The sequence below is a fragment of the Mycobacterium sp. genome, from assembly GCF_049281135.1.
Lineage (GTDB): Bacteria > Actinomycetota > Actinomycetes > Mycobacteriales > Mycobacteriaceae > Mycobacterium.
The window spans coordinates 1-17,536 of the sequence record NZ_JBAPRN010000587.1 but is presented as its reverse complement, the minus strand read 5'-3'; the positions used below and the strand labels follow the sequence as shown (position 1 = coordinate 17,536).

Annotated in this window: 16 protein-coding genes and 1 pseudogene; 6 read left to right on the top strand and 11 right to left on the bottom strand. The window is 63.8% G+C overall.

The window, feature by feature from the left end:
- The 3 genes from WAN02_RS22970 to WAN02_RS22960 all read right to left on the bottom strand — a co-directional run.
- Positions 1-2,797 (bottom strand): RND family transporter (locus tag WAN02_RS22970; RefSeq protein ID WP_422266695.1); only part of this gene is annotated, 2,797 nt, incomplete at its 3' end.
- A 128-nt stretch (positions 2,798-2,925) separates the two neighbouring features.
- Positions 2,926-3,729, bottom strand: a complete 804-nt coding sequence (locus WAN02_RS22965; protein ID WP_422266693.1) for an SDR family NAD(P)-dependent oxidoreductase — start codon at positions 3,727-3,729, stop codon at positions 2,926-2,928.
- A 7-nt stretch (positions 3,730-3,736) separates the two neighbouring features.
- On the bottom strand, positions 3,737-4,753 hold the full coding sequence (locus WAN02_RS22960; RefSeq protein ID WP_422266691.1) for an SDR family NAD(P)-dependent oxidoreductase: 1,017 nt from the start codon (positions 4,751-4,753) through the stop codon (positions 3,737-3,739).
- A 166-nt stretch (positions 4,754-4,919) separates the two neighbouring features.
- Between WAN02_RS22960 and WAN02_RS22955 the strand changes: the two genes are divergently transcribed.
- Both WAN02_RS22955 and WAN02_RS22950 read left to right on the top strand, forming a co-directional pair.
- On the top strand, positions 4,920-5,327 hold the full coding sequence (locus WAN02_RS22955; protein ID WP_422266689.1) for a group I truncated hemoglobin: 408 nt from the start codon (positions 4,920-4,922) through the stop codon (positions 5,325-5,327).
- 188 nt (positions 5,328-5,515) lie between these two features.
- Positions 5,516-6,280, top strand: a complete 765-nt coding sequence (locus WAN02_RS22950; protein WP_422266687.1) for a DUF732 domain-containing protein — start codon at positions 5,516-5,518, stop codon at positions 6,278-6,280.
- A gap of 68 nt (positions 6,281-6,348) precedes the next feature.
- Here the strand turns inward: WAN02_RS22950 and WAN02_RS22945 are convergent.
- Positions 6,349-6,492 (bottom strand): annotated as a pseudogene (locus WAN02_RS22945) (uroporphyrinogen-III synthase); the annotation flags it as partial.
- A 221-nt stretch (positions 6,493-6,713) separates the two neighbouring features.
- Between WAN02_RS22945 and WAN02_RS22940 the strand changes: the two are divergent.
- Genes WAN02_RS22940 through WAN02_RS22930 form a run of 3 tightly spaced genes read left to right on the top strand, consistent with a single transcriptional unit; the run spans position 6,714 to position 9,209 of the window.
- On the top strand, positions 6,714-7,469 hold the full coding sequence (locus WAN02_RS22940) for a class I SAM-dependent methyltransferase (protein ID WP_422266685.1): 756 nt from the start codon (positions 6,714-6,716) through the stop codon (positions 7,467-7,469).
- A 32-nt stretch (positions 7,470-7,501) separates the two neighbouring features.
- Positions 7,502-7,948, top strand: coding sequence for a hypothetical protein (locus tag WAN02_RS22935; protein ID WP_422266684.1), 447 nt, complete (start codon positions 7,502-7,504; stop codon positions 7,946-7,948).
- 28 nt (positions 7,949-7,976) lie between these two features.
- Positions 7,977-9,209 carry an MFS transporter gene (locus WAN02_RS22930; protein WP_422266682.1) on the top strand — a complete coding sequence of 411 codons (1,233 nt, stop codon included), beginning with the start codon at positions 7,977-7,979 and terminating at the stop codon, positions 9,207-9,209.
- Here the strand turns inward: WAN02_RS22930 and WAN02_RS22925 are convergent.
- The 6 genes from WAN02_RS22925 to lspA all read right to left on the bottom strand — a co-directional run bounded on the left by WAN02_RS22925 (position 9,206) and on the right by lspA (position 15,336).
- Positions 9,206-10,420, bottom strand: a complete 1,215-nt coding sequence (locus WAN02_RS22925) for a DUF6271 family protein (protein ID WP_422266680.1) — start codon at positions 10,418-10,420, stop codon at positions 9,206-9,208. The two genes, WAN02_RS22930 and WAN02_RS22925, sit on opposite strands and share 4 nt — an antisense overlap.
- Positions 10,417-11,433: a S66 family peptidase gene (locus WAN02_RS22920; protein WP_422266678.1), complete on the bottom strand. Its 1,017-nt coding sequence runs from the start codon at positions 11,431-11,433 to the stop codon at positions 10,417-10,419. The genes WAN02_RS22925 and WAN02_RS22920 overlap by 4 nt, the downstream gene beginning before the upstream one ends.
- 45 nt (positions 11,434-11,478) lie before the next feature.
- Entirely contained in the window at positions 11,479-12,516 is a 1,038-nt protein-coding gene (locus WAN02_RS22915; protein ID WP_422266676.1) for a hypothetical protein, read from the bottom strand.
- Between the two features lie 8 nt (positions 12,517-12,524).
- Complete coding sequence (locus WAN02_RS22910) at positions 12,525-13,484, bottom strand: amino acid--tRNA ligase-related protein (RefSeq protein ID WP_422266674.1); 960 nt, start codon at positions 13,482-13,484, stop codon at positions 12,525-12,527.
- 317 nt (positions 13,485-13,801) lie between these two features.
- Positions 13,802-14,728 (bottom strand): RluA family pseudouridine synthase, encoded by a 927-nt coding sequence (locus WAN02_RS22905; protein ID WP_422266672.1) that lies wholly within the window; start codon positions 14,726-14,728, stop codon positions 13,802-13,804.
- A complete protein-coding gene (lspA, locus tag WAN02_RS22900; protein WP_422266670.1) occupies positions 14,725-15,336 on the bottom strand; it encodes a signal peptidase II in 612 nt (203 codons plus the stop codon). Before lspA ends, WAN02_RS22905 begins: the two co-directional genes overlap by 4 nt.
- A gap of 76 nt (positions 15,337-15,412) precedes the next feature.
- Here lspA and WAN02_RS22895 point away from each other — a divergent pair, with 76 nt between their 5' ends.
- Entirely contained in the window at positions 15,413-16,333 is a 921-nt protein-coding gene (locus WAN02_RS22895; protein ID WP_422266668.1) for an asparaginase, read from the top strand.
- On the opposite strand, the gene WAN02_RS22890 is transcribed toward WAN02_RS22895, so the two are convergent.
- The coding region (locus WAN02_RS22890; RefSeq protein ID WP_422266666.1) for a DNA polymerase IV at positions 16,298-17,536 on the bottom strand (1,239 nt) is incomplete at its 5' end. The two genes, WAN02_RS22895 and WAN02_RS22890, sit on opposite strands and share 36 nt — an antisense overlap.

Below are 17,536 nucleotides of genomic sequence, written 5' to 3'. Positions count from 1 at the left end.
ACGGCCACCAATTCCACTTGCCGACCAGCACGGCGATGGCGGGCACGGTGATGGTGCGCACCAGGAAGGTGTCCAGCAGCAGCCCGGTCCCGATGATGAAACCTGCCTGAACCAGAGTGCTGATGCTGGCGAACAACATGCCGAACATCGACGCCGCGAAAATGACACCTGCGGCGGTGATCACACCACCCGTCGAGCTCACCGTGTGGATCACGCCGGAGCGTATCCCGTGCGGTGACTCCTCCCGCAGCCGCGAAATGAGCAGCAGGTTGTAATCCGCGCCCATGGCGACCAACACGATGAACGTGAGTCCCGGGATGCTCCATGTCAATGACTGGCCGAGAATGAACTGAAAGACGATGACGCCGATGCCGAGTGCCGACAGATACGAGATCACCACTGAGGCAATGAGGTACAGCGGTGCGATCACAGCACGGAGTATCGCGACCAGAATCAGGAACACAATCAGAATGGTCATGATGATGATGAGATTGATGTCTTGTCCGTAATAGGCGCGGGTGTCTCGGAGCATCGCGGTGACTCCCGATGCCGATATCGAGGCTTCCTTGAACAACGCATCCGGGTGAGGCCCCCGAGCGGCATCAATGATGCCGTGGATCTGGTTCATCGCATCGGTGCCGAAGGGATAGAGCTTGGTTTGAACCAAGTACCGCGCCGTGTGTCCATCGGGTGAGATGAAAGCCGTCAGCGCGCTGTTCAATCCTCCTCCGGTGTGTTCGGTTTGCTTGATCAGATCTTTGACGCCGTCGATCATCTGATGAATCGCGTCGGCGTAGTTGTGCGCATCCTTCTGCGTTTCTGCCGTGCGTTGCCTCTGACCGGTGTCGTCGTTGCCCAGCACCCGTAGGTCGTTGCTGGCGTCGTCCAGTATTTGCCGCACATTTCGCGACGCCACCTCGATGGTGTTCGCGTCGGGAAAGTTCTCCAGCTTTTCGGCGAAATCAGACATCTTCTTCAGCGCGCCACCGTCACGGTCGGTGACCGCAACCACGTCCAGCACGGTCACCGGCGACGCGTCGACGGAGTTGGCGATCTCCGCGACATCCAGGGACATGGCGAAGCCGAGCGCACGCACCGTGCTGACGAACGTTGCCGTCTCATCGACTTTTTTGTCTGGGGCGGCCGGCGGGGCCAGGGCGGCCAGTTCGGGCGGCAGGCCCATGTCAGGTGTGGAGGTCCCGGTACTGGCAACCGAGTACAGCAGGGAGGCCACGTTGGGGAAACCATCGGCTCCGTCGCCGTCTGATTTGTCGCGCTTGTCGCGCTTATCGGTCAAACCTCCGGCAGAACCGATTGTCAGCCCATCGTCCGCAGATGTGTTTTCGGCCGTTTTCTTGGCGCCCGATTTCGGTGTGGGCACCGGGGCGCCGTGGATCGCCGCGATATCGGGCATTTGGCCCACCCGCTGTTGCATCTGCTTCAGATCAACAAGGGAGGCCGGCTTCCGGAGGTCTTCTGACGAGTGGACAACGAGGTACTCGGGAATGGTGGCGTTCAACGGGAAATGCTCGGCCAGCGTCTTGTATCCGACCGAGCTTTCTACCGAACGCGGAAGTGTCTTGCTGTCGTCATAGTTGAAGCGGGCGAACGTCGCGCAGCCGGCCAAAATGACCAGCACGGTGAGACTGCCGATCAGATGGCTCACGGGTCGTCGCACAATGCGGATACCCGAGCGCCGCCAGAACCGGGTGGTGAGCTCGCGGCGTGGCTTGATCCAACCTCGCCTTCCGGCCAGGACCATCAGGGCCGGCAGGAATGTCACAGCGGCCAGCAACGCCACCGCGATGGAACAGGCCAACGCGGGACCGACGTTTCTAAAGGCCCCCAAGTGGGTGAAGACCATCCCGAGAAAGGTGATCGACACCGTGGCCGCAGACCCGGCGATCACTTTGCCGATCGAGTACAGCGCCGTGACGACGGCTTGATCCGACGGCATCCCTTGCCGCAGGTAGTCGTGATATCGGCTGATCAGAAACACGGCGTAGTCGATGCCGGCCCCGGCCATCATCGTCGTCATCAAGGTAATCGTCTGGCTGGAGACGCCCAGCCCGAGTTCGGCGATGCCCGCCACGATGGACTGCGCGACTCCGACCGATACGCCGATCGTGATCAACGGCAGCATCATCGTGAGCGGATTTCGATAGATGACCAACAAGATGATCAGCACCATGATCACGACGGCGGCCTCGATCACGTGCATATCGCGGATACCGATGTACATCAGGTCGTCGCCGGTAGCCGCGGGGCCGGTCAGGTTTGACGTGAGCGTGGTCCCCGCCACGGATTTTTTGACGATGTCGGAGACCCTGCCGAACCCCTCATGCAGCTCGGGTGTGCCCACCCCGCCGGAGAGCACCATGGGCAGATACCAGGCTTTGTGATCCTTGCTGGTCATCGCCTCGCGCAGGGCGGGTGTGTGGATGAAGTCCTGCAGCAGCACGATGTCGCGAGTGTCCGGCCGCAGGTTGTCGGCCAGCGTGCGGTAGGTGGCAAGGTCGGAGGGGTTCAGTCCGTTGTCGTCGGTCAGGACGACCAGCAGGACGTTTTCATTTTCGGAGCCCGACTGGTTGAACGCCTGCGAGATCTGTCTCGTCGTGACCAGCACCGGGGCGTCGTTCGGCAGGATGGGAACCGGCCGCTTGCTGGCCATCTCGGTCAGCGGTGGAATCGTCACCGACAGAACAGCGGCCAGCGCGATCCAGAAGCCGATGACAGCCCACGGCCAGCGCTGCACAACCACGCCGATCCAGCCGAACAGCCCCCTGGCTTCGGACATAGCGGCTCCACGCGCCCCCCGCACCATTCGGCCAGGTTACCGCCGTTCGCTGGATCTGTAGACCCTTCGGTCCTCCCACATATCGTGCGGGCACATCGGCACGTCGGCCATCACGTCGACAGCGGCCATCAGCGACTGGGTCCGCCGCGCAAGCGGTTGCCGATCCGCATGCCGGGCAGCAGCAGGCTGCGTGGCACATACCGGCCGCCGATGCTCACCGCCTTCGGCACGATTCCGGGCACCACGCTGCGCTTACCGGAGAGCATTCCGCCGATGGCCTCTTCGGCGACGTCGTGCGGCGACACCTGCGCAAGCGGAATGCTGAAGCGCTCGGCGCTGGCGATCTGACCCCACTCTGTCGGCACCGGACCCGGGCACAGCACCGTCACCGAGACGCCGGTGCCGTGCAGTTCCTCGTGCACCGCCTCGGAGAAGGTCTGCACGAATGCCTTCGTCGCGGAATACACGGCCATGTAGGGCATCGGCTGGAATCCCGCGATCGAGGCGATGTTGAGTACCGCGCCGGCTCCCCGCTCGACCATGCCGGGCAGTGCGGCGTGGGTCAGTTCCATCAGCGCCAGCGAGTTGAGGACGACCTCCTCGCTTTCCCGCTCGACCGGCAGAGTCTGAAAGACCCCGCTGGTGCCGAAACCGGCGCTGTTGCACAACCCGGCAATCGCCTCGGTGCGAAGCCGCTCCGCCAGTTGCTCGCGCCCCCCGGCATCGGACAGATCGAGCGGAAAGACATCCGCTGCTACGGAGTACTGGGCGCGGACCTCGTCGGCGAGCTCGTCCAGGCGTTCCTGGCGGCGGGCCACGAGCACCAATGGATAGCCGCGCCGGGCCAGTCCGCGGGCCAGCTCGGTGCCGATGCCCGACGAGGCACCGGTGATGACAACGGCTTCTCGGTTGGTCGGTTTCGGAAGACTCATGATCGCCTCACCAGTGGATTCCGCGGGTCGCTCGAACGAACGTCTCGCTTCGGGGGTCGAAATCGGTTGCGCCGCTGTCGGATTGATCACCTTTGGCGGCGGACGAATCTTGAAACATGCCGAACGCTCGATTGCGCACCCGATCCATCACCGCTGGGTTGACGGCGTCGGCGACGGCGGCAAACTGCCCGAATGGCGAGCTGGCCCGCCGGGGCCGGTGCACGATCGCATCGGTGATCACACCCGCGGCCTGATCCGGGGTCAGGGCGGGGAATTTGTCGTACATCTTCGTCGGGCTGATCATCGGCGTCCGGACCAGCGCCATATGCACGGTGGTGAACTTGATGTCATCGGCGACCACCTCGGCCTGCAGCGCGTCGCACAGGCTGTCCAGCGCAGCCTTGCTGGCGATGTAAGCGCCGAACCGCGGCGCGCGGGTCTGCACCCCGACCGATGACACGTTGATGATCTGACCGAATCCGCGTTCCCGCATGCCCGGAATGAACTTGAGGATCAGCTGTACCGCGCCGAGGTAGTTCAGCTGCATGGTGCGCTGATAGTCGTGGATGCGGTCGTAGGACAGCGCCAGCGAGCGACGTATCGACCGTCCGGCGTTGTTGATCAGCATGTCTACACCGCCGAGATCGGCCAGCACCTGGTCGGCCATCGCCGCGATGGCGTCCATGTCGGAGAGGTCGCACGGGTAGACGTGCGCCGTGCCCCCGCTGCTACGGATCTCGTCGGCGACCTTTTCCAGTTTCTCCCGGGTGCGCGCCACCAGCACCACCTCGCCGCCGGCATCCGCGATCTTCTTCGCCGCCGCTTCGCCGATGCCCGACGACCCCCCGGTGATCAGGGTGATCGTGCCGTCGACGGCATCGTGCAGCGTGCGGCCCTGTACCGCGTCGAGCAGATTACGCAGGTAGAAGGGTCGGTAGCGGCCCGCCGAGTTCGGAGTGTTGACGAGGTTGGACACTGCGGCGAAAGGCTTCTCGACCAGACCGGTCAGATCACCCAGATTCATAGCTTCCACGCTCTCCCGATGCTGATTCCCCTGGCATTTGTACCGAGTCTGCTATACGGCTGAGCAGTACAGGCGCGTCTTCGCGCAATCCGGTTGTTACGCCGGGTAATCCCGCGGTGATGGCGTCCTAACTGGCGGGCAACGGTGAGGTGGTGCGCTATTGCGCATGGGAATACTGACCCGCTTTCGCAGGCCCGGTGCGGCATCGCTGTATGAGCAGATCGGCGGTCACGACGCCCTCGAAGTCGTTGTCGAGGATTTCTACTGCCGTGTGCTCGACGACGACAACCTGGCCGGCTTCTACGCCGGCTCCAACATGAAGTGTGTGAAGGCCAGGCAGGTTGAATTCCTGTCCACGGTGCTCGGCGGGCCTGGGCCCTACACCGGTACGCCGATCCGGCAGGTGCACGAAGGCCGTGGCATCACGATGCATCACTTCGCCATGGTGACCGCGCATTTGGCGGACTCGCTATGCGCCGCCGGGCTGCACCCGGACACGATCACCGAGATTCTTCGAGCCATCGCCCCGCTGGCCGGCGAGGTCGCATCGGAGGACATCAAAGCGGTCGTCTGAACACCGCTTCAAACTTCGCCGAGCGTGCGGGGTCTGCGAATTGGCGGCCTGGCTTATCGCGCGGACCGCACGCTCGGCGAACCCCCCTTCAACCAAGTCCGGGGAAATCTGCGAGAACGCCACGCGCGGCCTAAATTGGAACGCATAGGCTCGCCTGGCGATTGCTTCAGCAGAACGGAAACCCGGCCATGTTTTCCGGCATCGTCCGTCAACTTCCGGTTGCGGTAGCGGCTGTCGTCATACTCGTCTCGGCGGCTTTTCTGCCCGTCCGCACAGCCGCGGCCAACCCAGACCAAGACCAGACGTTCTTCGATCTCCTTGGCCAGAAGGAGATTCCCCCGGTCGACAACGCGAACAGCCTCATCGAAACAGCGCACAAAGCGTGTTCCAAACTCGACGGCGGCATGTCGGTGGGCGACTTGGTGGACCTGATCAGAAACAACGGCTACAACGAAAATCCGCTCACGCGCCTGAATCCCGCCGACCGCATTACCAGGACCATCAACCAATTCATCGTCGCATCGGTCGAGGCCTACTGCCCATACGACAGAGGCAAGATCGCGTCTATCGCGGCCTACCACTGGCGCGGCTCGCGCGGCGTCGTGGTAGTGCTGACCTCGGTGACTGAAGGTCTCCCCACCGGAGAAATTCCTCCGACGAAGCCGCTGCCGGTGCCTGCGGCACCGCCACCGCCAGAGGCGCCGGCGCCGGCCCCGCAGCAACCACCCCCACCGCCGCGACACGTTCAGCAGGCGCCGCAACGGCAGCAACAGGTCGAGCCGCCGCCCCAGGAACCGCCACCACAGGAACCGCCGCCGCAGGCAGAACAGCCGCAGGCTCCTGCGGCTCCTGCGCCTGCTCCCGAGCCCGGCGGTGGAAACGGCGCCCCAGCACCGGAGAGCCCATCGCAGGCTCCACCGGCGCCGCCGGGCCATATCCGGCTCGCGCCCTGATCACCACGTCAACACTGATCATCTTGACGCCCAAGGGGTTTCGAGTCCTGCGGGCCGCCCCAGCTTGGTCAGTGCGGCATCCCGGCGTCGTCGGGGATGAAGTCCACCGCCAGTCGGTAGCCACGTTTGATCACGGTGGCGATCAGCTCCTTGGCGCCAAGCGCCGATCGTAGGCGCCCGACCGCGGCCTCGACCACGCGTGGGTTGTCACCGCCGAGCGCCGCGGTGATAGCCACGGTGAACCCCGTCAGCGACGCGTCATCCGGGTCGGTCATACCGTCGCCTCATCCGATCGCTTCGGCACTTCCCGTGTCCATTCGCTGTGTTGTCTCAAGAACTTTGAGCGTGAGCCTCGCCGAAGGATTTGTCACGTGCAAATCGTGTCGGCATCCAATTGCTCGGACGCGTCCCCGGCATCGGCGACAATGCACGAATGAGCCGGTCATTCGACGAGCTGGTGTCCGAAGCCGCCGCGGCGCCGGTCGACGGCTGGGACTTCTCCTGGCTGGACGGCCGTGCTACCGAGGAACGGCCATCGTGGGGGTACCAGCGACTGCTGAGTCAGCGGTTGGCGACGGTGTCGGCCGCCCTGGACCTCGACACCGGCGGCGGCGAGGTGCTGTGCGGAGCGGAGACTTTCCCGCCCACGATGGTCGCCACCGAGTCGTGGCCGCCCAACGCGGCGCTGGCCACCCAGCTGCTGCACCCGCGCGGCGTCGTGGTGGTGGCAACCCGGGAGGAGACGTCCCTGCCGTTCGCCGACGACGCGTTCGACCTGGTGACCAGCCGGCACGCGATAGTGGTGCGCTGGCACCAGATCGCCCGGGTGCTCCGGCCCGGCGGCAGCTACCTCGCGCAGCAGATCGGGCCCGCGACGATGTCGGAGCTGTTCGAATATTTCCTCGGACCGCAGCCGCACAAATGGGCCGAGCTGCAACCGAAAATCCAGACCACCCAGGCAGAAGCTGCCGGCCTACAGGTGGTCCAGATGCGCATGGAGCGGCTTCGGGCGGAGTTCTTCGATATCGGCGCGGTGATCTACTTCCTGCGCAAGGTGATCTGGACGGTGCCGGACTTCACCGTCGAGCGCTATCACGAACGGCTGCGCGAGATGCATGAGCAGATCGAGGCCAACGGCCCCTTCGTCGCCCATGCGACTCGAGTACTCGCCGAGGCCCGCAAGCCATAGCGATCACCGAGCCTGGATGCGACGATCTGCGTATGAGCATGGCGGGCATGGGCTTGATGGGTCTGGTGGCGGGCGCGTCGACGGCGGGTGTCTTGGGCGTCGTGAGAGTAATCGGCGACACCTGGCTGCCGCGGATGGCGGCGAGCTCTGAGCAGAAGCACCAGATGATGTCCAGCCTGCAATCTCGGCGGCACGACTCGGTCCAAAGCTGGCGAGCCGGCCTGGCGAATGCCCGAGACACCTATCGCCAGTGGGCTGCCGGACCTCGCGACCACGACCCGCCCAACGCCGTCGGCGACGAGTGGTTCGAAGGCCTGCGACCACACCTGCCCAGCACTGGCGAAGCCGCCAAATACCGCACCGCTCTTGACGTCAACTGCGACAACCCAACGGTGGCGCTGCTGTCCTTGGAGATCGGCCGGATCGAAAGAGAATGGGTCGACGAGGCGAAGAGCTATCCGCGCCGGGTACGTAACTAGCCGCGGCGCCGAGTAAAACTTGACGCCGATGAGCAGACGAGCTCACACCGTGGCGCGGTGCGCTGCTCTCTTCAACGCGGCGCGGATGTTCATCGGATCGACCAGCACTCTGTATTTGATCAGCAAAGGACTGAGCGCCGCGGACGTGATGTATCTCAAAGCAGTACAGGCCGCGGGGCTGTTGCTTCTCGAGATTCCGCTGGGTTGGTGGGCCGATCGGGTTGGACGCAAGAACCCGATTATCATCGGGATGCTTTGTGGCTGTGCGTGGCTCGGCATCACAGCGGCGGCCGGTCAGGTGATCTGGCTCTTTGTCGCGGAGATCTTCAACGCGGCGTCCCTCGCATTGATTGGGGCTGCCCTGGAAGCGGAATTCGTTGACAGATACACCGACGGGCTGAGCGCTGACGCGCATGAGGCAGCTCTGACGACGGGCATATTGCACTTCACCCGGCTGCAGTATCAAGCGATGGCAATCGCCGCCGGGCTCGGGGGAATCGTCTACGGGATCACACCGACGGGCACCTGGAGCACCGCCGCGATATTTGCGGCAGTTTCTGCTGTCATCTTCGGGCTGGTCTATCCTTCTGACCGTCCGCCCGGTGCCGCCGCGACATCACACTTACAGCCCGTCGGCGCGTCGGCAGTGTGGCGTGCTGTCGCGTCGTCGCACCGCGGTGCGCTGTCGGTGGTGATCAGCAGCGGCCTCCTTTTCGCAAGCTTTCAGATCTCTATCCAGTACTGGCAGATTTCCTTGCTAGACGTCGGCGCCGGGTCGGCGGATGGCGCAGCCGGTGGCGCCCTGTTCGGCGGTGTATTCGTTGCAATACTGCTTGTCCAGTCCAGGGTCGATGCGGCGACTAGGTTGATGCGAAGGCACAAGTCAATCGTGGCCGGTCTTGTCGTGCTGGCCCCCACCATTTGGCTCGTCGCATTGCTAACTCGGTTGCCGGTGCCGGCGCTGGCGTTCGCCATCTGCGCCTACTTCTGGCTTCACCGCGCCTCGATGGTTGTCGTCGACGCCTATGTCAACTCCCGGATCCCAAGCCATTTGCGTGCGACGATCATCTCCGCTCGCTCAACGCTGGCGCGCTTGATGATGCTCGCCGTCTCACCGGTGGTATCCGCCGGAGTCGCAAAATGGTCCGCAACCGGCGCGGTAGCCGTCGTAGGTGGCCTTGGCGTACTTGGTGCCGTCGCCATCCTGAATATCAGTACGCGACAACGGTCAGATCCAGAATGGGAAGATTCTCCCGGCTAATCGCGAAGAAATCCGCGCAGCAACGGAACCAGCCCGTCACAAATGCCCGACCAATCTCGTAGTAGTGCTCCGTAATCTGCTAGCGCCAGGTCGTTTTCGTGACGCGTAGCGCCTTCGATGCTCCTGATGTGACTCGCGATGCCGGTAGCCTCGTCCAGCTCACTCCCACGGAATGCTTCCGCGTAAGCGCCCCAGTAAACCCGCCGTACCGGTTCCGCGTCTTCGCACAGATCTCGCAGATCGCGCATCGCATTGCCAAGTCGAATCCGCTCGGCGCCGTAATCCTGGGCCAGGCCGCCCTGTCCGTCGAGATGGTGAAAAATCAACAAGAAGTCCATCTGCTTGGCTCGGCGGAGCCAGTAATCGTGCAGGTAGCCGTACTCCGCCCGACCCGGTGAATGCACGTGCCGCATATTCACGCCGTGCAACCAGGCGCGACCGAGACGCACCGCAAACGCCAGAAAGAGATAGTCGGTACCAACTGTGTCGGGGACGAGCGGCGCGGGAAACGCAAGCGCTGCGTCTGCGCGGAACGCACAGTTCCCTAAGTCCGGATACGCGCCGTGGGTGACGCCGCCGCGATCTGGTTTCGGGGGCTCTTTCGCTCTCCGAAGCTGCTCGTCGATGATGTTGTCCTGCCCGACCGTCGGGATGCCGTGCGCCGAGAGGATCAACCGTAACCGTTCCGGCTCATCGGCAAGCGGACCCAGCGCGACGTTCCAGTTACCCCAATAATTGCCGCCCACAACGTCAAATGGTTTGTTGTTCAACACGTCCGACTCGATGTCCGACGGGTAGACGCCCCACTCATCGCATAGCCCAGGCAGACTCGTGTCCGAATCCCGCCGGTGAATAGCAGTCGCACCGAGAGCAGCGGCGACCAGAGCGCACTTGTTGAAGGCCCTTCCATAGCTTTCCTGCTCGTCACTTATCAAGTGGTGCGCGAAGGACGGCCAAGCTCGGTCAGCAGTTAAAGCCCTCCATTCATCGTTACTGAAGACCGATCCATCGATGCCGTCGGTCGCCGAGACGACATCGGTGATTGCCGCACGGTGCTCTTCGGTCACGGACGCCGGGAGGGCCCTGTCTTCCAGCACCATGACGTACACCTGTTGTTTCGTGGCCAACTTGGCTATATCGCTTTGGTAGGACCTCAACTGCGGCCCGCACGGCCGGTCAGTCGGTATGACGAACAAACTGAGTGCAGTCAACTTGCTTCTCCTACATTTACGTCGCCGGGTGAGCTACCGGCCGCTTCCAAGATCGCGAACATGAAGTCTTCGCCCGACGTTGCGCTTATCTCTGCGGCTACCCCCCACGGCAGGCTGAGCAGAGGGTCGGTGTGACCGAAATCTATTCCACTCACCACCGGGAAGTCCGGCTTGCCCAAGACGTCGTCAACGATGCACGACACCAAATCAGGAGGACACTGCGAACGTGTATCAAAACGACCGATCAGCAGGCCTGCCAAAGTCTGAAAGACGTGCTGGGCTTTGAGCTGGTGAAGCCCCTGGTGAAACCGGGCCGCCGAGGTCGTTTCAGCCGCCTCCAGAACGAGGAGTGCGCCGCTGAGGTCCGGATACCAGTCAGTGCCCGAAAGTGCCAGCAGCGACTCGATGTTCAGCGGCGCCAACCACCCATGACCCAGGCCCTCCGCATGTACCAATGGCGCGGGCGCCGGTGCCTCGACCCGCTTCAGATCGTCGTCAAGGTCCCAGTGCCGAACGCCCTCTAGCACTACTCCTGATGGCACGATCCGCCCTGGTGGCACGCTGGTCGCCACAACGCGGAGAAAGTTTTCTTGTGTAAAACGATGCGGCCCATCGGGTTCGCCGAACTGCGGCAGCAACGCTGGGCCCGAAATCGATGTCAGCCCGACTCGCTGCCACAACGCCGCGTGCAGCAAGGTGACATCGCTGTACCCAATCAGAAATTTTGGATTGCTCGCGATCACATCAACATCCAGGTGATCGAGAATATGGTTCGCCGCGGTCCCCCCGATCGTCGTCATGATCGCATTGATACGCGAATCTGCGAACATCCGGTTCAGATCGTCAGCCCGTTCCTGCGGGGTCGCCGAGGTGTAGCCAATATGTGATTGGGCGGTAGCAGTGTCACCTACGACCGGGGTGAACCCCAACTCCTCTAGGTGAGCGAGGCCTCTTAGGAAGCGGCGCGGGCAGAGCGCGGCGACTCCCGACGACGGGGCCACGATTCCGATCATCGCGCCACCCTGCAGCACCGACGGTATTAGCCTTGGTCGCACGATCTAGCTGTCCCGTCGCGCGCCGGGTGACGTTAGTGACGATTGCTCCGAGCAGCCGGCAACGTGGTTGATGTGGGCGAGCAGAAATTCTGCTGCCTCGTCGGCCCCGAGATCAAGCGAGCGTGCGGGACTAATATGCCTCCTGATCGCGACTTCGGCGTGCATCGCCGAATGAACCGCATCGGTAAGGACTTTGGGCTCGCGCTGCCATATCGGTAGTAACGCCGTGATGAAACGACGGTAGTTACCCTCCCGACCGCGGGATTGTGGCTTGAATCCTTCTAACGCAAGGGCGACGGCTGACGACAGTGCATCCAGGTAGATGAATCGTTGCTCGTCATCTGACTGTAGGCACGCCGCAGCGGTGGCGAGCACAGGATGGGCGAGCTGATGTACCCGCGTAACAATGTTGTTGATTCCAAACGCCGTTTCCAGCGCCCACTTTTCGCCGTCCCGTTCCATGACGATGAAATTCGCTACGTCGAAGAGACGCCCTCCAGAGATGACCGCCATGTTCACATTGCGGCCGGTCACTCCGTCAACGCCGAATCGGTGCCTGAACAACCGCTGTTCGCAGCCGTCTATTTCAACGGGTACCCGCGCGCCTCGGAGCAATGCGCAAAGGTCAGGATCATCCGCGGTACCGCGCAACACCAATCGATCAGCGGGGATTCCGAGCGCATCGACGAAGAACGTCTCGAAGTGTTCGAATGCCCGCTCGAGGACCGACGGTGGCGCAATCGTGCCAAAGGCGATGAAATAGCAGCCGAACGGCGACATCTGACCGGTGTGACGAATTGATGCCTGGTTTCGCAATCTCAGAGCGGGCTGTAGCAGGAAGCGTGGAGGAGTCCGATTGAAGTCGCACTCTTGTGCCAGCACGCTAATAGACGAATTATTGAATCGAATGGTTTTGTTCGTGTGGGAGCGAAGAGTATCCCGCTCACCTTCCGAATACCCGTAGGCGCGGCAATGTTCACGAAAAGCCTCCGCCAAGGTGACGCTTTCACGAACCACATCATCAAGGTGCATGCCTGGCATCGGCTTCTTTACAATACGGATTGAAATCCGTGGATTCGAGGCACCAACTGCAAGTTTCTAATATCAGTCTCGCCCGTCAGCCACTGTAGCCACCGCTCCACGCCCAAACCGAAACCCGATGTTTGCATCGGGAATTGACTTTTCATATCGATGTACCAGGCATACTCGTGCGGCGGTACCTGATGGTGCGCTAACGCCTTTTCGACGCTCTCGCCGTCAGGATGGCGCTCTCCGCAGCCGATCATTTCACCGATACCCAGGAGCAGATCCGCATTGGCGGCGGTCTCCACATCTCGTGAGGAATACGCCTGGTAGAACGGAACCGACAGGTGGTCGAAGTGGGTCAACCATACTGCTCCGCCGTGCGCCGCCATGAGCTGCCGCTCGCCCTGACGAGTGATAGTGCGCCAGCCATGATGGGACTCGATGTACTCGGGCTTGTTGTCCAGCAGCCGCGCCGCGTGCTCGAAGGTGATTTGCGGAATTCTGTCGGTGCGAAGGAATTGCTCTACGTGCGAAAGTTTTTGACCGGGTACCGGGTGTGCCTGCATCCGGCCGAGCGCGCCGGCCGTGATGTCACGCAGGTATTCTTCGACCACCGTCATGACGTCATCGAGCCCACCGGTGATCTCGGCTTCACTGTGAAAGAACTCATTGAGATGCGTCTCGTCGGACTGCTCGGCGCGAAAGCTTGGCATGATGTACCAGGCTCCCTGCGGGTTAAACCGGCAGCCATATTCAAGCATGAATTGCATGGAGTCAGCCAGATAGCACCGCGCACCCCCGATCTCTACAGCCAAGGGTTTCGAATCGCTACCCAGACCCATCGGGCTGGAGATTGACTGCGTAGTCATCGGTAAAAACATGAAGAGCAGATTGCGTGCGGTCCAGAAACGGGAGCTGTCTCGTTGCAGACCGTCTTGAAGGGCAACAAGCTGCCGATAAAACGGGTCTTCGACGATCTGCAAGAAGCGCTTCGAATTCTGCCAAGGATACATTCAAGTCCCTTAATGCCATCCTGTTGCACATGCCTGGCTTCTAAGTACGGCTGGCGACAGAGCTGACGGACCCGCGCGATGCCAGGCCTCGACTCTCTTGGTTTCGCCTGGCGCTACATCAACGAGCCATTTCTTGCGGGGCCGCTGAGCTTCGGCCCGGACATCGGTGGTAACAGTGCCGCATTTCACCATCTCACTACCTTTGCCGATTCGGTCCTTATTCGCACCGGTGCGAAAGAGCCTAACACCGGGCCGGCTAAGCCGTACTCAACTATTCGCGAGTAAGGTCACGTGTCGGCCCGCAACACGTCCAGCGCGTGCTGCAGATCCTGCGGATAGGGGCTGACGATCTCCATCTGCCGCCCGTCCCCAGGATGGGTAAACGACAGCGACCGGGCATGTAGCCATTGACGTTCCAGCCCAAGCCTTTTCGCGAGTTTCGGGTTAGCGCCGTAGGTCAGGTCGCCGCAGCAGGGATGGTGCAGCGCCGCGAAATGCACCCGAATCTGGTGTGTGCGGCCGGTTTCCAGGTGTACGTCGAGCAGACTTGCGGCGACGAACGCTTCGACGGTGTCGTAGTGGGTCAGGCTGTGCCTACCGTCGGACATGACGGCGAATTTCCAGTCGTGGCCACGATGACGGCCGATCGGTGCGTCGATGGTGCCGCTGGACGGATCCGGATGTCCTTGCACCAGAGCGTGATAACGCTTGTCGACCGTGCGCTGCTTGAACGCCCGCTTGAGCAGGGTGTACGCCCGCTCGGAGATCGCAACGACCATGACCCCAGACGTACCGACGTCGAGGCGATGCACAATGCCCTGCCGCTCGTGCACACCGGAGGTGGTGATCCGGTAGCCGGCCGCGGCCAGCCCGCCGAGCACCGTCGGCCCGGTCCAGCCCACCGACGCGTGCGCGGCAACCCCGGCTGGCTTGTCGACGGCGACGACGTCATCGTCGGAATACAGGATCGTCATGCCCTCGATCTCGACGGGCGTGTTCTCCAGCGGCGCGGGCGGCTCGGGCAGCCGGACCTGCAGCCACGCTCCCGCGGTCAGGTGATCCGACTTGCCGGCCGGCAACCCGTCCAACTCGACTCCGCCGTCTTCGGCCAGCGCGGCGGCGGCTGTGCGCGACACCCCGAGCAGCCGCGCCAGCCCGGCGTCCACCCGCATACCCGCGAGGCCCTCGGGCACCGGCATCGACCGATCGGTCATTGAGTATCGTCGACGTGTTCGGCGGGCTGACCCGCCGCATCGTCGGACGTACGGCGGCCGACGGTGTCGAAATCGAATCCGAGCGCCGACAACGTGACCAGAAGGATTGCCCCGCCGACCACCGACGGGTCGGCCACGTTGAACACCGGCCACCACCCGATCGACAGGAAGTCCACGACATGCCCGCGCAGCGGGCCCGGTGAGCGGAAGAACCGGTCGACCAGGTTTCCCATCGCGCCGCCCAGGATCATCCCGAGGCCGACAGCCCACCACGGCGACACCAACCGGCGTCCCATCCAGAAAATCCCGACCACAACGGCGCTCGCGATCAGCGTCAGCATCCAGGTGTAGCCGGTAGCCATCGAGAACGCGGCCCCGGAGTTTCGGACTAACGTCCAGGTCACGGTCTCGCCGATGATCGGCACGGGCTGGCCGGGCGTCAGCAGTTTGACCGCCAGCACCTTGGTGACGATATCCAGGGCGAGCACGACCGCCGCGATCGACAACAGCAGCGGCTGTCGCCTCCGAGGGGTCCGCGGCGCCTCGGCTTCTCCGACCGTATCGGCCTCGGTCACCGGCTCAGCCGAGCCGGTAGGTTGGTCCGTCACGCCTCCATCATCCACTAGGGGTGCCACCGAGACCCGCCGCGCCCGGGCGCGGCGAGCGATAGGAGATGATCTCCGTGTGAGCCGAGTGACCGTCATCGCGACCGGCGGGACGATATCCTGCACCACCGCAGCCGACGGAGTGTGGCGGCCCAGCCGCGGTGGCGCGGAATTGACCACCGGCCTCGACGTCGATGTCGTCGACGTGATGGCCAAGGACGGTTCGCGGTTGATCCCGTCCGACTGGGATCTGATCGGTGCGGCGGCACGCACGGCGGCCAGCGGCGGCGCCGAGGGCGTCGTCGTGCTGCACGGCACCGACACCCTCGAGGAGACGGCGCTGTGGCTGGATCTCACCTACGGCGGCGCGGTCCCGCTGGTGATCACCGGCGCTATGCGCAGCGCCGACGCGCCGGACGCGGACGGGCCGGCGAATCTGCGCCATGCGGTGTCGGTGGCCTCGGATCCCGGTGCCCGCGGTCTCGGGGTGCTGGTGTCGTTCGCCGGGCGGATATTGCAGCCGGCCGGACTGCACAAGGTAGCGATCGCGCACGCGTTCGCGGGTGAGCTGCTCGGCAGTGTCAACGGCGGGGTCACCATGACGCGGACCAAGACTCGTCACTTCCTCGGCGAGCTCAGCGCGGCGGCAGCACCGCGAGTCGACATCGTCGCGGCGTACCCGGGAGCCGACGCGGCGGCGATGGACGCGTGCGTGAATGCGGGTGCGGGCGGCATCGTCCTGGAAGCGCTCGGTTCCGGTAACGCCCCCGACGCGGTGATCGACGGGGTGCGACGGCACTGCCACGACGGTGTGGTGGTCGCGGTGTCCACCCGGGTCACCGGCGGACGGGTCAGCCCCGGATACGGCCCGGGCCACGACCTGGTCGATGCCGGAGCGGTGATGGTGCCTAAGCTGCCACCGAGTCAGGCGCGGGTATTGACCATGGCCGCGTTGGCGGCGCGGCTACCCCTGCGCGAGGTCGTCGGTCGCCTGGGCTGACGAGGTTTCGGCAACGGCGGCAAGGTAGTCGGGCCAGTCGAGGCTGTCGAGCGGATTGGCCCGGGCGATGTCGCCGGTGTCGGCGGCGAAGGTTCGTGCCGAGCCCGGCCCCGAGCCGCGGGTTTCGAACCGCACGGTGACCACGCCGTGGCCGGCGCCCTGTACCCAGCCGTGCCCCAGCTCGCGGTGCGCGACGTCATCGCCCACCCGCCACTCGCTGTCCGTCGTCGCCGGCGCGAGCGCGTCCCGCTCGGCGTGCACGGTGTCGGCTCCCTGATCGGTATCCAGCATCGCCAGCTCCAAGTCCGGGAACAACGAGTCCTGCCGAACATGGGTCAGGCCCGAAAAGCCCACGCCCAGTAGGCGAATCGGCCCGATCTGACGCGGATCGAGCAGGAGCCGACGGGCCATCGCGGCGAGCGCGGCGGCGTCGGTGGTCGCATACGGCAGGGTTGCCGAGCGGGTCAGCGTGCTCATATCCGATTTCTTCAGCTTGACGGTGATGGTCCGGGCCCCGCGGCCGTCCCGAGAGAGTCGTTGCTGGGCATGTTCGGCGATCGGGGCGATCGCCTCGCGCAGTTCGTCGAGCGTGGTCAGATCCGTGGCGAAGGTGGATTCCGCGCTGATCTGTTTGGCCACAGCGCGTTCGGCCACCGGACGGTCATCGATCCCACGCGCCAGCCGGTGCAACGCGGGCCCGATCGTCGCACCCAGGATGTTGGCCGCCTCTGCTTCGCCCAGCGCAGCCAGCTGCCCGATCGTCTCGATGCCCAGCCGGTGCAGTTTCTCCTCGGCGACCGGGCCGATCCCCCACAGCTTGCGCACGGCAAGGCCGTCCAGCAGCCGTTTTTCGTCAGCACGCCGGACGACTTGAATGCCATCGGGTTTGGCCAGACCGGACGCGATCTTCGCGATCTGTTTGCCCGAACCAGCGCCGACGGAGGCGATGAGGCCGGTCTCGTCGCGCACCCGTCGGCGCAGCTGCGCGCAGAACTCTTCGACCTCGGTCTCGGATGCGCTGATCAGTTCCGGCGGCTCGCCGAAAGCCTCGTCGAAGGAGAGCTGCTCGACCACCGGCACCACGGTGCGCACGGTGTCGAACACCCGGCGGCTGGCGACGCTGTACACCGCGCCGCGCGGCGGCAGCACGACCGCGGTCACACCGATCAGCCGGCGTGCCTGGTGCATCGGCATGGCCGACCG

What these genes read in the sequence shown, in the direction of transcription:
- WAN02_RS22965 (WP_422266693.1), bottom strand. Translation starts at nt 3,729, where the DNA reads ATGAGTCTTCCGAAACCGACCAACCGAGAAGCCGTTGTCATCACCGGT.
- WAN02_RS22955 (WP_422266689.1), top strand. Translation starts at nt 4,920, where the DNA reads ATGGGAATACTGACCCGCTTTCGCAGGCCCGGTGCGGCATCGCTGTAT.
- WAN02_RS22960 (WP_422266691.1), bottom strand. Translation starts at nt 4,753, where the DNA reads ATGAATCTGGGTGATCTGACCGGTCTGGTCGAGAAGCCTTTCGCCGCA.
- WAN02_RS22930 (WP_422266682.1), top strand. Translation starts at nt 7,977, where the DNA reads ATGAGCAGACGAGCTCACACCGTGGCGCGGTGCGCTGCTCTCTTCAAC.
- WAN02_RS22935 (WP_422266684.1), top strand. Translation starts at nt 7,502, where the DNA reads ATGAGCATGGCGGGCATGGGCTTGATGGGTCTGGTGGCGGGCGCGTCG.
- WAN02_RS22905 (WP_422266672.1), bottom strand. Translation starts at nt 14,728, where the DNA reads ATGACCGATCGGTCGATGCCGGTGCCCGAGGGCCTCGCGGGTATGCGG.
- WAN02_RS22950 (WP_422266687.1), top strand. Translation starts at nt 5,516, where the DNA reads ATGTTTTCCGGCATCGTCCGTCAACTTCCGGTTGCGGTAGCGGCTGTC.
- WAN02_RS22940 (WP_422266685.1), top strand. Translation starts at nt 6,714, where the DNA reads ATGAGCCGGTCATTCGACGAGCTGGTGTCCGAAGCCGCCGCGGCGCCG.
- WAN02_RS22915 (WP_422266676.1), bottom strand. Translation starts at nt 12,516, where the DNA reads ATGCCAGGCATGCACCTTGATGATGTGGTTCGTGAAAGCGTCACCTTG.
- WAN02_RS22920 (WP_422266678.1), bottom strand. Translation starts at nt 11,433, where the DNA reads ATGATCGGAATCGTGGCCCCGTCGTCGGGAGTCGCCGCGCTCTGCCCG.